Source organism: Streptomyces sp. NBC_01017, from assembly GCF_045162795.1.
GTDB classification, from domain to species: Bacteria; Actinomycetota; Actinomycetes; order Streptomycetales; family Streptomycetaceae; genus Streptomyces; species Streptomyces machairae.
The window spans coordinates 11,268,321-11,281,531 of the sequence record NZ_CP108683.1 but is presented as its reverse complement, the minus strand read 5'-3'; the positions used below and the strand labels follow the sequence as shown (position 1 = coordinate 11,281,531).

Sequence of the window (13,211 nt, the reverse complement as noted above, 5' to 3'; positions counted from 1 at the left end):
CGACGGAGTTGCCATGCACCTCGACCACTCTCTGCCTCACGAGCACACCCCCAGCGTCTCGGCGGCCCGACCCGACAGCAGCCGCCGTGCCCTGCGCGTCGGCCTGGGCGGCCCCGTCGGCTCGGGCAAGACCGCGACCGTCGCCGCGCTGTGCCGCACCCTGCGCGACCGCTGGTGCATCGCCGTTGTCACCAACGACATCTACACCCGCGAGGACGCCGAGTACCTGCGGCGCGAAGCCGTCCTGCCGCCCGAGCGCATCACCGCCGTCGAGACCGGCGCCTGCCCCCACACCGCGATCCGCGACGACATCTCCGCGAACCTGGAAGCCGTCGAGCAACTGGAAGCAGCCCTCGACCCTCTCGACCTCGTACTCATCGAGTCGGGCGGCGACAACCTGACCGCCACCTTCTCCAAGGGCCTCGCCGACTTGCAGATCTTCGTCATCGACGTAGCCAGCGGCGACGACATCCCTCGCAAGGGCGGCCCCGGCATCACCACCGCCGATCTCCTCATCATCAACAAGACCGACCTCGCCCCGCACGTCGGCGCCGACCTGGACACCATGGCCGGCGACGCGAAACGACAGCGCGGCGACCTCCCCGTCACCTTCACCAGCCTCACCTGTGACAACGGCATCCGCGAAGTCGCCGACTGGGTCACCGGCCACCTCACCCAGTGGCGCGCCGGGGCAACCGTATGAGCCCCTCCCCCCAGCTCATCCCCGCTCGAACCACGTCCGGCCCCGGCCTTCCCCCATCTGGCGCCCAGGAGCCCGCCGGACACCCCGACGGCGTACATGCCACGGCCCGGATCCGCGCCGCGCACAACGGACGCGTCACCACCCTCCCGCAACTGCATAGCGACGGCCCCTTCCACCTGCGGCGCCTGCGCACTCACGGCAACGCCACCACAGTGGGGATCATCGGCGCGATGAGCGCCCCGCTCGGTGGCGACCGGCTCACCCTCGACATCACCGCCGAGGACCGGGCCGAGCTGGAGATCACCACAGCCGCCGCCACACTCGCCCTGCGCGGCCCCACCACCGACGCGGCCACCTACGACGTACGCCTCACCATCGGAGAACACGCCCGTCTGCGCTGGCTACCACAGCCCCTGATCAGCGCCGCCGGCAGCAACCTGCACCAGACATACACCGTCGAACTGGCCGCCACCTCACACCTGGTGCTGCGAGAAGAACAGCTCCTGGGCCGGGCCGACGAGGAACCGGGCCACCTCGTCATCCGGATCCTGGTCCACCGCGCCGGACGCCCACTACTCGACCAGCACACGGCCTACGGGGCTTCAGAACCTGGCTGGGACGGCCCGGCCATCCTGAACGGACACCGCGCCGTCGGCCAACTCCTCATCGTGGATCCGCGCCTCGACGTCCGACGAGATGCCGTCCTGCTCGGCGAAGGCGCCGAAGACGGGTGCGCTGTCCTCGCACCATTGGCAGGCGGCCCGGCACTGCTCACCACCGCCGTCGCACCCACCGCTTCAAGGCTGCGACAACTGCTCGACGAAGCGCACGCACACGCTCTCGCCCCCTAGAGCCGGGCGGCCCACCGCGCCGACGGCCCAGAGCGGAGGCTCACTGACCCTTCAGCTGTAGATCACGGCGCTGCGCGTGGTGGCGGCACAGGCCTCGGGCTGCCAGGCCCGGCAGCGGGCAGGCAGTGACCGGGCAGGCGGGAACGTCGGTGTAGGGGACGGCGGTGTCCTCCCAGAGCCCGGCGAGGTTGCGGGCGGCGTGCGACTTCCACTGCGTGTAGTGGGTGGCGCACAGTTGTCTGCAGTGACGGGGCCGGACACAGCGTTGCCCGTCCTTGGTGAAACGGCACTGCTCGGGAACGCCGCCGAAAGGCAGCCGGTTACGCACCGGCACGAGTGTCCGTGCGAGTTCCCCAGCCGTCAACGGCGACTTCTTCAACTCCTCTTTGTAGAAAGGGCAGAAGATATTGGCCGGTGAGACGACGGTCTCGCACGCGACGGTGCGGCACAGGGCGACCGAGGTCCGCGGCTCGTGGACGCTGCCGGTGAACAGCCAACAGTCCGGGCGCCATTCAGTCGGGCGCCATCCGGCATCGAGATGGCTTTGCAGCCACACCAGCCAGCCCTCGGGTTCGCTCCCAGGGCTCTTGCAAGGCAATGCCGCGAAGTTTGGGTCCGGCCGGGGTTGTCAAGGGTGCGTGCTGGCGGGGTTTCTGAGTCTGATCGTGTAGGTGGCGCGTCGTGCTGTCCGGCTCTCACGCAGGGACTTGGCCTGTTTGTAGGAGAAGGGTGAGATGGGTCGTTTCACGGCGCGTGGGCTGACTCTGTCCGCCCTTCGGGGTGGCAGCACTTCGCTGGTCAGGGCGTGGTACAGCGGTCCGTACGGGTCGGAGGGCTGGGTGTGCTGATCGTTCACGTAGCGCCAGGCGGTGGCCACGCCGATGCCGAAGCCGGCGGCGATCTGTTCGAGGGTGTCGTGCTTGCGCAGGTAGACCAGCGTGCATCGCGCTCGGTCGTACGGGCGGAGCTTGCAAGCCCGGTCTCCCTCTCGCGATGCGATCACCGTCGTGACCAGTTCCAGAACTTCTTCGTCGACGTCGCATGCGGCAGGATAAGAGAACACGGGGCATCTCCGCACGTGAGGCTGTGTTTGGCGACTCGCCAACCAGCGGGATGCCCCGTTCGTCACGCCACGGTCAACCAAACGCCACCACGTCACCCACACGCCCTACAAATGGAAAAGGCTCCGTGTGTCGGCAATGCGGCCATGTCGCAGCCCTGGCGTCGAGCGCCTGACGGAGACCGACGCACTCCTCGTGCCGTCCTCGGCCGGACCAACTGGCGCTACGGAACGACTCTGGTGTGGGACGCGAGCCGGTCGCCGTCGAAGACGTGCAGGGTAATGGCCGGTGGCAGTTCGAAGTCGAGTGCGTCGTCTTCGGTCCACTGGTCGGGCAGCACCAGCTCCTGGGGCAGCTTCAGGGTGGAGACGACCCCTGGTGCGACGGACAGCGGCAGTCCTGCGTAGATCGCCGACGCCGCGGTATGGGCATGGCCTGCCATGACAGCCCGTACGTGCGGGTGGTGCTTCAGGACCTTCTCCAGCCGGTCGGGGTTGGTCAGCCGTATGGCGTCGACCGAGGGCAGGCCGAGGCGTACGGGCGGGTGGTGCATGCCGACGAACACCGGTCCTTCGGCCCGGTCGAGTTCGGACTCCAGCCAGCCGATCGTCTCGTCGTCCAGGTGACCGTCGTGGCGGCCGGGAATACTGGAGTCGCACAGGGCGATGGTCAGGCCCTCCAGGCGCAGGACCTGGTTGATCGGGCCGTGTCCGCTCTGGCCGAGGAGCACTGTGCGGAACGCCGTCCGGGAGTCGTGGTTGCCTGGGCAGACGATGGTGGGTGCGTCGTACCGCATGACCTCGCGGGCGATCGTGTACTCGTCGGCCAGCCCGTGGTCGGCGATGTCTCCGGTGACCATGACGGCGTCGACCGGGCCGGGGAGTCCGTTGAGGTACTCCCGCACCCTCATCGCCCGCTCGACGCTGTCCTCGCTGCCGCCGATGTGCAGGTCGCTCACATGCGCGATGAGCATGGGAACCCTCCGTCCTCACACACTGAGCGCGGTCCGTACGGTCTGCTCGGCCTCCACCCCGCGGTCGCCGGAGGAGGTCACGCGGCCCGCTTCCAGGACGTAGTAGTGCTGGGCGGCGCGCATGGCGAAGCCCACGTGCTGCTCGACGAGCAGGACGGACAGTCCGCCCCGCCGGGCGAGGGCCAGGATCGTCTCCTCGATCTCGGCGACAACGGAGGGCTGGATGCCCTCGGTCGGCTCGTCGAGCAGGAGCAGCCTCGGGCGGGTGATGAGGGCTCGGGCGATGGCGAGTTGCTGGCGCTGGCCGCCGGAGAGGAGGCCGGCGCGGCGGCCGGACAACTCCCGCAGGGCGGGGAAGAGGTCCAGGGCTTCAGCGATGGCCTCCTTGCCGTCGGGGCGGCCGTCGGCGACGAGTTGGAGGTTCTCGGCGGTGGTGAGGTGCGGGAAGGACTGCTGGCCCTGGGGGACGTACGCCATGCCGCGGGCCACCCGCTGGTGCGGGGCAAGGCGGGTGATGTCCTCGCCGTCCAGCCGGATGGTCCCACTGGTCGGCTTGAGCAGGCCCATGGCGGCGCGCAGCAGAGTGCTTTTGCCAGCGCCGTTGTGACCGAGGACGGCCGCGACGCCGTCCCTCGGGACCGAGACGGTCACGCCGTGCAGGACGGTGGTGCGGTCGTAGCCGGCCCGGACAGTGTTGATCTCCAGCATGGGCGTCACGCCTCCTCGGCGACAGAAACGGGAGCGGGCTCGGGTTCGGGCTCGGGCTCGGAGGCGCGGCCGAGGTAGACCTCCTGGACCTTCGGGTCGGCCTGGACCTGGGCGACGGTGCCTTCGCTGAGGACCTTGCCGGCGTGCAGGACGCTGACGCTGCGGGCGAAGGAACGCATGAAGTCCATGTCGTGTTCGATGACGACGACCGTGTGGTCCTCGCTCACCCGCTGCAGCAGTTCGCCGGTGGCCTCGCGTTCGTCGTGGCTCATGCCGGCGACCGGCTCGTCGAGCAGCAGCAGTTGTACGTCCTGGACGAGCAGCATGCCGATCTCCAGCCACTGCTTCTGGCCGTGGGCAAGCGCGCCCGCGGGGCGGTCGCGCAGCTCGGTCAGGCCGGTGGTCTCCAGGCCCTTCGTCACCGCTTCCGGTACGCCCTTGCGGCGGCGGAGCATCGTGAGTGGTCCGCGCGCGGCTCCCGCGGCGATGTCGAGGTTCTGCAGGACGGTCAGTTCCTCGAAGACCGTGGCCGTCTGGAATGTACGGCCGATCCCCAGACGGGCGATGCGGTGCACGGGCTTGCCGATGAGTTCCTGGTCGCCGAAGCGGGCCGAGCCGGTGGCCTTCGACAGCCCGGTGACCGCGTCGACCAGGGTGGTCTTGCCGGCACCGTTCGGCCCGATGAGGAACCGCAGATCGCCGGGCTGGATGTCCAGGTCCACGCCGTCGACGGCGGTGAAGCCGTCGAAGGTGACCCGCAGGTCGCGGATGGTCAGTCCCTCGCCGCTCATGCTGTCTCTCCTGCAGGGGTGCGGGTTCGGCGGTTGCGGATGACGGTCACCAGGGAGGCCAGGCCACCGGGGAGGAAGCCGACCGCCACGATGAACAGCAATCCCTGGAAGTAGGTCCAGGCGGCCGGGAAGGCGTCGGAGAGCGTGCTCTGCGCCCAGGCGACGGCGATCGCGCCGAGCACCGCGCCGACCAGCGAGGCCCGGCCGCCGACCGCCGCGCCGATGACGAAGCCGATGGACGGCACGATGCCGATCAGGGCCGGGGAGATGATCCCGACGGCCGGCACGAACAGCGCGCCTGCCAGGCCGGCCATGCCTGCGGCGACGACGTAGGCGACGAGCTTGACGTTGGCCGGGTTGTAGCCGAGGAAGCGGACCCGCTCCTCGGAGTCCCGTACGGCGATGAGGAGTTCGCCGTAGCGGCTGACGAACAGCTGGCGGGCAAGGACCATCAGGAGCAGCAGGACCACGGCGATGATGAAGTACACCATCTTCTGGTTGACCGGATCGTCCAGCGAGTAGCCGAAGAAGCCCTGCATGCCGGTGAGTCCGTTGGTACCGCCGGTGGTGGCCTGCTGGCCGACCAGCCAGATGGACAGGGCCGCGGCCATGGCCTGGCTGAGGATCGCGAAGTAGGCGCCCTTGACCCGGCGGCGGAAGATGAAAAAGCCGAGCACCGCGGCGACGGCCATGGGCAGCAGGACGGTCGCCGCGAGCGCGAACCCGGGATTGGCGAAGGGCTTCCACCACCAGGGCAGGGCGCCCCCGGAGCCGTAGAGCTGCATGAAGTCGGGGAGTGTCTCGCCGGTGGCGGCGGCGTCGGCGAGCTTGAGGTGCATGGCCATGGCGTAGCCGCCGAGGCCGAAGAAGACGCCCTGGCCGAGCACAAGCAGTCCGCCGCGGCCCCAGGCCAGGCTGACGCCGACGGCCACGATCGCGTAGCAGAGGTACTTGGCGAGCAGGGAGAGGCGGAAGTCGGAGAGGACAAGCGGCGCGATGCCCAGGAGGAGTACGGCGCCGAGGGCGAAGCCGCCGGGCACCCGGAAGCGTTCCAGCGGGGATGCCGGTGGCTTCGTCACGGCGGCCGTCGTCGGAGAGGAGGGGGTCGTTGTCGTCATGCCAGGCTCCGGGTGCGCAGTGTGTACAGGCCCTGGGGACGCCACTGGAGGAAGGCGACGATCGCGACCAGCACCATCACCTTCGCGACGCTGACCGTCGTCGAGTACTCCAGCACGGACTGGAGCACCCCGAGCACGAAGGCGGTGATCACGCTGCCCTTCAACTGCCCGATGCCGCCCACGACGACGACCAGGAAGGCGTCGACGATGTAGTTGGTACCCGTCGTCGGACCGATCGGGCCGACCAGCGTGAGCGCGACACCGGCCACGCCCGCGAGGCCCGAGCCGATGAAGAACGTCAGCCGGTCGACCTGCCCGGTGGCGATGCCCGACACCTCGGCGAGGTCCCGGTTCTGCACGACGGCCCGGATACGCCGGCCGAGCGGCGTGAACCGCAGGATCAGCGTGAGGGCGAGTACGCAGAGCAGGGCGAGACCGAGGATGAACAGCCGGCTGTTGGCGAGGGTGATGCCGCCGCCCACGGAGATGTTGCCGGTGAGCAGGTCCGGGGCGCGGGTCTGCACGTTGGGGGCGCCGAAGATGTCCCGGGCGAGCTGCTGGAGCATCAGGGAGACGCCCCAGGTGACCAGCAGGGTGTCCAGCGGCCGGGTGTACAGGCGCCGGATGAGCAGCCATTCCAGCAGCGCCCCCATGGCGCCGGCCACGAGGAAGGCCACGGGCAGCGCGATGAGCAGCGAGATCCCGGCGCCGCTGATGGACTTCTGCAGGACGTACGTGGTGTAGGCGCCGGTCATGATGAACTCGCCGTGCGCCATGTTGATCACGCCCATCTGACCGAAGGTCAGGGTCAGGCCGAGCGCGATGAGCAGGAGGACGGCACCGATGCTGATGCCGGTAAAGGACTGGTTGAGGATGACCGTCATGGAGCGGCTCCGGGTCGGGGACGAGGTCCGTCCGTATGGAGCTGGGCCTGGGTCAGGAGAGGCTGGAGGCCCAGTCGTAGCCCTTGAGGTACGGGTCCGGCTTGATGGGCTTGCCCGAGTTCCAGACCTCGGTGATGAGTCCGTCCGCACCGACCTTGCCGATCCGGGCCGTCTTGTAGACGTGCTGGGTCGCTCCGTCGACGGTGACCTTGCCCTCGGGGGCGTCGAAGGTGATGCCGTCCGAAGCCGCCTTGACCTTGGCGACGTCGAAGGAGCCCGCCTTCTCCACCATCGCCTTCCACAGGTAGACCGAGATGTAGGCAGCCTCCATCGGGTCGCTGGTCGGCTTGTCCTTGCCGTACTCGGCCTGGTACGCCGCCACGAACTTGGTGTTGGCCGCGCCGGGCGTGGTCTGGTAGTAGTTCCAGGCGGTGAGCTGGCCCTCCAGGTACTGGGTGCCGATGCTCTTGACCTCCTCCTCGGCGATGGAGACCGACAGCACCGGCATGCTCTTCGCGGTCATCCCGGAGGACTTGCGCTCCTTGAAGAAGGCCACGTTGCTGTCGCCGTTGAGGGTGTTGAACACGGCGTCCGCGCCGGAGTCCTTGACCTTGTTGACGATGGTGCTGAACTCGGTGGAGCCCAGCGGCGCGTAGTCCTCGCCCACCACCGTCATGCCCTTGGCCTTCGCGTACGCCGTGATCTCCTTGTTGGCGGTGCGCGGGAAGACGTAGTCGCTGCCGACCAGGTAGAGCTTGGTCAGGCCCTGCTTCTTGAGGTAGTCCAGCGCCGGGATGATCTGCTGGTTGGTGGTCGCGCCGATGTAGAAGATGTACGGGGACTGCTCCAGGCCCTCGTACTGCACCGGGTAGAAGAGCAGCGACTTGTACCGCTCGAAGACCGGCTTGACGGCCTTGCGGCTGGCCGAAGTCCAGCAGCCGAAGGTGGCCGCGACCTTGTCGTCCTTGATCAGGGCCTCCGCCTTCTCCGCGAAGGTCGGCCAGTCGGAGGCACCGTCCTGGCTGACGGGCTTCAGCTTCTTGCCCAGCACACCGCTGGCCGCGTTGATCTCCTTGATGGCAAGCAGCAGCGCGTTGTGGACCGTGACCTCACTGATGGCCATCGTGCCCGACAGCGAGTTGAGCAGACCGACCTTGACCGTGCTGCCGGAGGTGTCGGCCTTGGCGCCGGCCGCGTCGGCCGAGGAGTTGTCCCCGGTCTTGGCGCCACAAGCGCTGAGGGCGGCCGACGCGCCGACCGCTGACATACCGGCCAACAGACCGCGTCTGCTGATGCTGAGCCCGGACATACAAAACCTCCATGCCCCGAAGGGCGATGCGAAGAGAGCGGAAAACTCTGGGGAGGGAGCAGATAGGACGCGCTTCAGAAACGGCGGCGGTGGCGCACGGATCCCCAGCCGTTCCGGGGCGTCCGGGCTGGTCGCTGAAGTGCATCCACAGCCTGCGAGGCTTGTAGACGCTCAAGGTCTTGCTCTCCGAATGATTCCTCCACACCACACCATCGATGACCATCTCCGATGGGCTGTAGGGGCGTTTTGGCTTGGTCAGAGGCTGTGAAACTTCCATCTCTGCAACTTCCTCGTCGGTGACAGGCGTATGGCCGAGTTTCACGTTCACTCCCCCGAGCGGCCAAGAAAAGAGACGAAAGGGAGACAGTCCGTGCCAACCAGGTGTTCCTGCTGCTCGCCATCTCCGTCGCCAGGGTTTGGCGGGGAGGCTGGGACATGACACAACCCGTGTACCGAGGGACGTCGCGCGCGGCTACGGATCGCCCTGTCGGGACACGTCCCCTGGCCGGCGGCAGCGAATACCGCTCCGGGCAGGCGGCCGACAGATCAACGCCAAGGCACGCAGCCAGTGAGGCTTTCCCAGTAACGGATCATGACGTTGTGTGATCGTTCAGATGGTGCGGTCGTACTCGAGCTGAAGCTGGACGAGGGCCGCTGCAGCGATCTTCGTGATGCGGCTGGGGTCGAGGCTGACCCTGCGCAGGGCCTTGAAGGTGGTCTTGAGCAGGGAGTTGGCGCGCTCGCAGACACCGTGGATACTACGCATGACCTTGTTGTAGGTCTGCTGGGCCTCTGTCAGTTCGCTTCCGGCGGGCTTCTTGACCGGGTGGCGGAAGCCGTCACCTGCGTTCTCGTAACCGAGGTCGACCAGGGTCGGCATGTCCAGCTCGGCGGCGATCCGGCTGAGGGCGTCGATCAGGCCGTGGTGGCGGGCGCAGGTGGTGTCGTGCTCGCGGCCCGGGCGGACCGGGGAGACCCAGATCGGCCAGCCGTCCGGGGTGGCGATGACCTGCACGTTCCCGCCGTGGTGTTTGTGTTTTCCGGACCACCAGAGGTCTGCGCCGTTGGGGCCGGGAGCGGCGACGCGGTCGGTGCGGATGACGGTGCCGTCGAGGTTCAGGTGTGTCAGCCCGGCCGCCTTCGCACGCTCCAGCGCGGTCGCGAGGTCCGGTGCCCCGGCCGCCAGAACGGCCAGTCCTTCATGAAGGTAGCGGTAGGCGGTGGAGGCCGACAGGCGGTTGTCGCGGGCAAGCTGGGACAGGCGGGTGCCGTCGATGAACCAGCGCAGGATCAACACCGCCTGGCGGAAGCAGCCCAGTGCACGCCTGCCCTTGCGGGTCCCGGCCGCGACACGGTGATCGCGCAGCAACCGGGCGAGGTGCTCGGCGGTGGACCGCTTCACATCGAGCACGGCGGTGTATGTGACACTGGTCGACACGTGGGGCCCCTCGGTCAGAACAATCCTTCGCAAGATCGTTCCTACCAGGGGCCTTACGCCTGCCCGGACTTGGGGAGCCCACGGGCCACAGCACCAGCATCGCGATCACAGCGAGCGACGACCCCTTACTGGGAAAGGCTCAGTCACGTTGCGGGTCGGACCACGGCCCGAAGCGGCACCCGACCATCCTCCTTACCTTCTTGCTTGGGTTCGTCCTGGTCCTTCGTACGATCGGGAGGCCCAGGGGTTCCGGGTGTGGCTGCCATCCTGAGGTGCCTCGGAGTTCCCGGACAGGGAGCCAATAGGGTCGTCCTGTCAAGGAAATGAGGAAGCTCGAAGTGGCACCACCCAGCAAGTACACGCCGGAGTTCCGTGAGGAAGCCGTCCAGATCGCGCTCCGGTCCAGTAAAACCATCTCGGAGACGGCCCGTGAGCTCGACTTGAACCCGGAGACACTCCGTGGCTGGGTGAAGAAGTACCAGAAACGGAACGAGCCGACACTTGGTGTACCGCTGACGCTTGATGAGCGGGCTCGTTTGAAGGAACAGGACCGGCGCATTCGTGAACTGGAGGCGAAGGTCTCCTTCTTGAAAAAAAGCCGCAGCGTACTTCGCGAAGGATCCCCGGTAGCGAGTAAGTACGAGTTCATCGAAACGATGCGGCTCGACAAAGCGGAGTGCGCATATTCCGTCGAGTTCATGTGTGAACGGCTCGGCGTATCCAAGTCCGGCTACTACGAATGGCGAGACCGTCCGGATTCGGCGACGGCCCGGCGGCGCGACCGGACCGCTGTCAGGCCGGCGGCGGGCGCGGCCGCCAGAATGATCTGGTGGGCCTTCGGGGCGGTGAGTGGGGCCAGGCCCAACTGGTCGGCCAGGGCGCGGATCTCGGCACGGCGCTGGGCGCCTGTCATGCCGCCGGGAGCCGGAGTGTGGCCGGTGTCCTGTTCGTGCTGGTGACGGTTGCGCATGTCCTCGTCCCACAAGGACAGGGCCCGGCGTCGGCGTTCGGCGCGATCGGGGCCGCTCAACAGCCACAGGCCGGTAGCAAGGTTCTCCAGGGAGCCGCGCAGCAGGGTCCAGGGGCTGGTGGGATCGACCTCACCGGCCAACGTCAAGCGGCGCAGCGCATCCGCGTGGGCCAGGCCCGCGGTGTAGGCCGCGCGGATCAAGTGGGCGGTGGCGTAGGCGCCGAGCGGGGCGTCGTCGGCGGCCAGGCTGCTGGAGGGCGCGGGCTTCGGCAGTTGCCGGTAGGCGCCCTCATCGCGCAGCTGCTCGATCTCCTGGAACAGGGGCAACAGGTAGGCGCCATTGAAGGCCTGCGTGCTCATGCTCGAAGACGGTAGGCCGCACGGCCGGGCCGAGGACAGCGGTTTTGGCCCTCAGCGGCCGTCTGGCCCTCGGTGCCGGATCCCGGGGGCCCTCGTCGCCACGAGAGTGCGGGGCGGGTGAGCGCATGGACTGCTCTGGTAGTCCCGTGATCCCATGTGGCAACAGCCCAGGCCGCGCTGGTGTCTGGAAGCAGGGAGGGAAATCTGCCGCATGACCGATGCTCCGGTGCCCGCCGAAGCCACCTTCACCGCCGCCGACCTCACGGAAGCGGACGTCGACGCCCTCACGGCATTCCTCACCGCGCGGGTGCGTGAACTCGGCGATGGCCAGGGCGCGGCCGGGGTCCTCGCCGGGCGTGCCCTGCAGTCAGCGGTCGGCGTCCAACTCGACGAGCTGCGCCTGCCCTTCCGCTACGACGACGCAGGGCCCGAGCGGCTGAAGGAGAAGGCGGACGCCTGGAACCACGTGATCTTCACCGTGTGGGCGTGGCAGGGCACCGAGGGCTACGACGAGGATCGCTGGCGCCTCGTCTGCCACTCCCCCGCCGAGGACGACGCCCCCGTCACCCAGGTGCTCAACAGTCCCGGCTACGCCGAGTGGAAGAAGCGCGCCGGAGAGCGGGGCGACGCGCTGCGTGAGGAGTTCCTGCGCCGCGAGCTCCGCCGCCCCACCGAGGCCGACGCGGCCCCACTGGCCTGGCGGGCCGAGAAGGTGGCCGTGTACGCCAGCGTGCTGGCCAACAACGACCTGCCACGCGACGGCATCTACGCGAACGTCTGGCGCGGCACCGCCGCCGACGCGTGCTCCGTACTCGCCGCGGGAGAGTCGATGCGCCGCGAGATCCTGGCCGGCCGCGGCCGCCACATCCACGAAGCGATCACGCTCGGCTCCACCTGGGCCCAGGTCGCCGAAGCCCTCGGACGCACCCCACCCGAGGTGCGGGCCGAACTGCGCTACTACGCCGACGAATACCCCGGCCTGTACCACGGGGCCGATGTACGCGTGCCCGTCGCCGAACTCCTCGAACTCGGCGACCACCAGCCCCTGCCGGCCGGGCGAGGCGAGCAGTGACGGCTCTCGCCGTGTGCACCGAATCATCGACGAAGCAGGTGAACGCGGGTGTTGCGGTGAAGTGCGCGCGGCATGCCGGTCAGCGGCCAGGGTTGCCCGGAGCGAGCACGGCGGCTTCCCTGCGCTCAGAGGCGTGTCCCCCTGTCCGCCCCTGACGTTGCGTACATGGGGGTCTGGTTGACCGGCGGCCCCACGGCCGGTGTGGAGCATGAAGGGGCGGCAAGTATGTGAGTTTGAGTTCTTTGCGCGAATTGCTCCTGCAGATCTAGGAGACTGCCGCCGCGGATGCTGCCAGGCTGACCACGGCGCAGCTCCGTGTCCAAACGCTGGAGAGAGAGTTGGAGGCGGCCCGGCGCGAGGAAAGGACCGCACGCCTCAATGCGGAAACCTTTGGCAATCTGCAGGCCTTCGTCGAGGAGACCCTCGCGGAGGCCATCGAGCGCCGCCCGTCCTCTGTGAGCACGTGCCCCTCGATCAGCACGATCCGCAGGGGCATCCCCTCCCCCTCGATTGCCTGCCGGGCGGCGCGGAGACCTCGTGCCCGGCGCCACCGGGGGTGCACCTGGCCCACGAGGACACCGGCTTCGCGCCTGTTCCTGCACCGCAGTCGGACAAAGCCGTCTCGGACGACGGTCCCGGCACAGCGCCGGCCTGCTCGCAGAATGCGGCCGACACGTCGCGCTGCCCCACCAGTGCGCCCAACCTCAACGCGGTGCGCGCCGAACTGGTGCAACACAGGACGGTGCGCGGCTGGTCCCTGGACACTCTCGCCAAGCTCAGCGGCGTGTCCCGCCGTAGCCTGGTGGACCTTGAACACGGCCGGTCCGCCGGAAGCCTCAGCACCTGGCCCGCGCTGGCCCACGCCTTCCAGGTCCCCGTGGGGCACCTCCTGGGCGGGATGTGCAACGGTCACGTGGCTCCTGCGCGGGTCGCGGAAGCTACCCCACCGCGTGAGCGGGCCGCGTCCTGAGCC

At 68.5% G+C, this 13,211-nt stretch carries 14 protein-coding genes and 1 pseudogene; 5 read left to right on the top strand and 10 right to left on the bottom strand.

What is annotated here, in order from left to right; translation table 11 throughout:
• Window positions 1-13: 13 nt before the first annotated feature.
• Both ureG and OG331_RS51885 read left to right on the top strand, forming a co-directional pair.
• Complete coding sequence (ureG, locus tag OG331_RS51890) at window positions 14-703, top strand: urease accessory protein UreG (RefSeq protein ID WP_406190433.1); 690 nt, start codon at window positions 14-16, stop codon at window positions 701-703.
• Window positions 700-1,554 carry an urease accessory protein UreD gene (locus OG331_RS51885; protein WP_406190436.1) on the top strand — a complete coding sequence of 285 codons (855 nt, stop codon included), beginning with the start codon at window positions 700-702 and terminating at the stop codon, window positions 1,552-1,554. The genes ureG and OG331_RS51885 overlap by 4 nt, the downstream gene beginning before the upstream one ends.
• A 40-nt stretch (window positions 1,555-1,594) precedes the next feature.
• Here the strand turns inward: OG331_RS51885 and OG331_RS51880 are convergent, their stop codons facing one another.
• The 9 genes from OG331_RS51880 to OG331_RS51840 form a co-directional block, all read right to left on the bottom strand.
• Window positions 1,595-2,152: a hypothetical protein gene (locus OG331_RS51880; protein ID WP_406190439.1), complete on the bottom strand. Its 558-nt coding sequence runs from the start codon at window positions 2,150-2,152 to the stop codon at window positions 1,595-1,597.
• Window positions 2,153-2,182: 30 nt separating this feature from the next.
• On the bottom strand, window positions 2,183-2,617 hold the full coding sequence (locus OG331_RS51875) for a transposase family protein (RefSeq protein WP_406190442.1): 435 nt from the start codon (window positions 2,615-2,617) through the stop codon (window positions 2,183-2,185).
• A 221-nt stretch (window positions 2,618-2,838) separates the two neighbouring features.
• Window positions 2,839-3,588 carry a metallophosphoesterase gene (locus tag OG331_RS51870; protein WP_406190445.1) on the bottom strand — a complete coding sequence of 250 codons (750 nt, stop codon included), beginning with the start codon at window positions 3,586-3,588 and terminating at the stop codon, window positions 2,839-2,841.
• A gap of 15 nt (window positions 3,589-3,603) precedes the next feature.
• Entirely contained in the window at window positions 3,604-4,296 is a 693-nt protein-coding gene (gene urtE, locus OG331_RS51865; RefSeq protein ID WP_406190448.1) for an urea ABC transporter ATP-binding subunit UrtE, read from the bottom strand.
• A gap of 5 nt (window positions 4,297-4,301) precedes the next feature.
• Window positions 4,302-5,087, bottom strand: a complete 786-nt coding sequence (gene urtD / locus OG331_RS51860; protein ID WP_406190451.1) for an urea ABC transporter ATP-binding protein UrtD — start codon at window positions 5,085-5,087, stop codon at window positions 4,302-4,304.
• Window positions 5,084-6,205 carry an urea ABC transporter permease subunit UrtC gene (urtC, locus tag OG331_RS51855; protein ID WP_406190454.1) on the bottom strand — a complete coding sequence of 374 codons (1,122 nt, stop codon included), beginning with the start codon at window positions 6,203-6,205 and terminating at the stop codon, window positions 5,084-5,086. The genes urtD and urtC overlap by 4 nt, the downstream gene beginning before the upstream one ends.
• Window positions 6,202-7,089: an urea ABC transporter permease subunit UrtB gene (urtB, locus tag OG331_RS51850; protein WP_406190457.1), complete on the bottom strand. Its 888-nt coding sequence runs from the start codon at window positions 7,087-7,089 to the stop codon at window positions 6,202-6,204. The genes urtC and urtB overlap by 4 nt, the downstream gene beginning before the upstream one ends.
• A gap of 52 nt (window positions 7,090-7,141) precedes the next feature.
• On the bottom strand, window positions 7,142-8,398 hold the full coding sequence (gene urtA, locus OG331_RS51845; protein ID WP_406190460.1) for an urea ABC transporter substrate-binding protein: 1,257 nt from the start codon (window positions 8,396-8,398) through the stop codon (window positions 7,142-7,144).
• Between the two features lie 610 nt (window positions 8,399-9,008).
• Window positions 9,009-9,836, bottom strand: a complete 828-nt coding sequence (locus OG331_RS51840; protein ID WP_406190463.1) for a transposase family protein — start codon at window positions 9,834-9,836, stop codon at window positions 9,009-9,011.
• Between the two features lie 323 nt (window positions 9,837-10,159).
• Here OG331_RS51840 and OG331_RS51835 point away from each other — a divergent pair.
• Window positions 10,160-10,354: pseudogene (locus tag OG331_RS51835) on the top strand (transposase); the annotation flags it as partial.
• A 215-nt stretch (window positions 10,355-10,569) separates the two neighbouring features.
• Here the strand turns inward: OG331_RS51835 and OG331_RS51830 are convergent.
• Window positions 10,570-11,166, bottom strand: a complete 597-nt coding sequence (locus tag OG331_RS51830; RefSeq protein ID WP_406210884.1) for a hypothetical protein — start codon at window positions 11,164-11,166, stop codon at window positions 10,570-10,572.
• A gap of 211 nt (window positions 11,167-11,377) precedes the next feature.
• Between OG331_RS51830 and OG331_RS51825 the strand changes: the two genes are divergently transcribed.
• Together OG331_RS51825 and OG331_RS51820 are read left to right on the top strand one after the other, a co-directional pair.
• Entirely contained in the window at window positions 11,378-12,238 is an 861-nt protein-coding gene (locus OG331_RS51825; RefSeq protein WP_406190466.1) for a hypothetical protein, read from the top strand.
• 463 nt (window positions 12,239-12,701) lie between these two features.
• On the top strand, window positions 12,702-13,208 hold the full coding sequence (locus OG331_RS51820; protein ID WP_406190468.1) for a helix-turn-helix domain-containing protein: 507 nt from the start codon (window positions 12,702-12,704) through the stop codon (window positions 13,206-13,208).
• The last annotated feature ends 3 nt before the right edge of the window (window positions 13,209-13,211 follow it).

Bases quoted from the DNA above. Each gene is read 5' to 3' on its own strand.
- ureG (WP_406190433.1), top strand. From the start codon at position 14: ATGCACCTCGACCACTCTCTGCCTCACGAGCACACCCCCAGCGTCTCG.
- OG331_RS51885 (WP_406190436.1), top strand. From the start codon at position 700: ATGAGCCCCTCCCCCCAGCTCATCCCCGCTCGAACCACGTCCGGCCCC.
- OG331_RS51870 (WP_406190445.1), bottom strand. From the start codon at position 3,588: ATGCTCATCGCGCATGTGAGCGACCTGCACATCGGCGGCAGCGAGGAC.
- urtE (WP_406190448.1), bottom strand. From the start codon at position 4,296: ATGCTGGAGATCAACACTGTCCGGGCCGGCTACGACCGCACCACCGTC.
- urtD (WP_406190451.1), bottom strand. From the start codon at position 5,087: ATGAGCGGCGAGGGACTGACCATCCGCGACCTGCGGGTCACCTTCGAC.
- urtC (WP_406190454.1), bottom strand. From the start codon at position 6,205: ATGACGACAACGACCCCCTCCTCTCCGACGACGGCCGCCGTGACGAAG.
- urtB (WP_406190457.1), bottom strand. From the start codon at position 7,089: ATGACGGTCATCCTCAACCAGTCCTTTACCGGCATCAGCATCGGTGCC.
- urtA (WP_406190460.1), bottom strand. From the start codon at position 8,398: ATGTCCGGGCTCAGCATCAGCAGACGCGGTCTGTTGGCCGGTATGTCA.
- OG331_RS51830 (WP_406210884.1), bottom strand. From the start codon at position 11,166: ATGAGCACGCAGGCCTTCAATGGCGCCTACCTGTTGCCCCTGTTCCAG.
- OG331_RS51825 (WP_406190466.1), top strand. From the start codon at position 11,378: ATGACCGATGCTCCGGTGCCCGCCGAAGCCACCTTCACCGCCGCCGAC.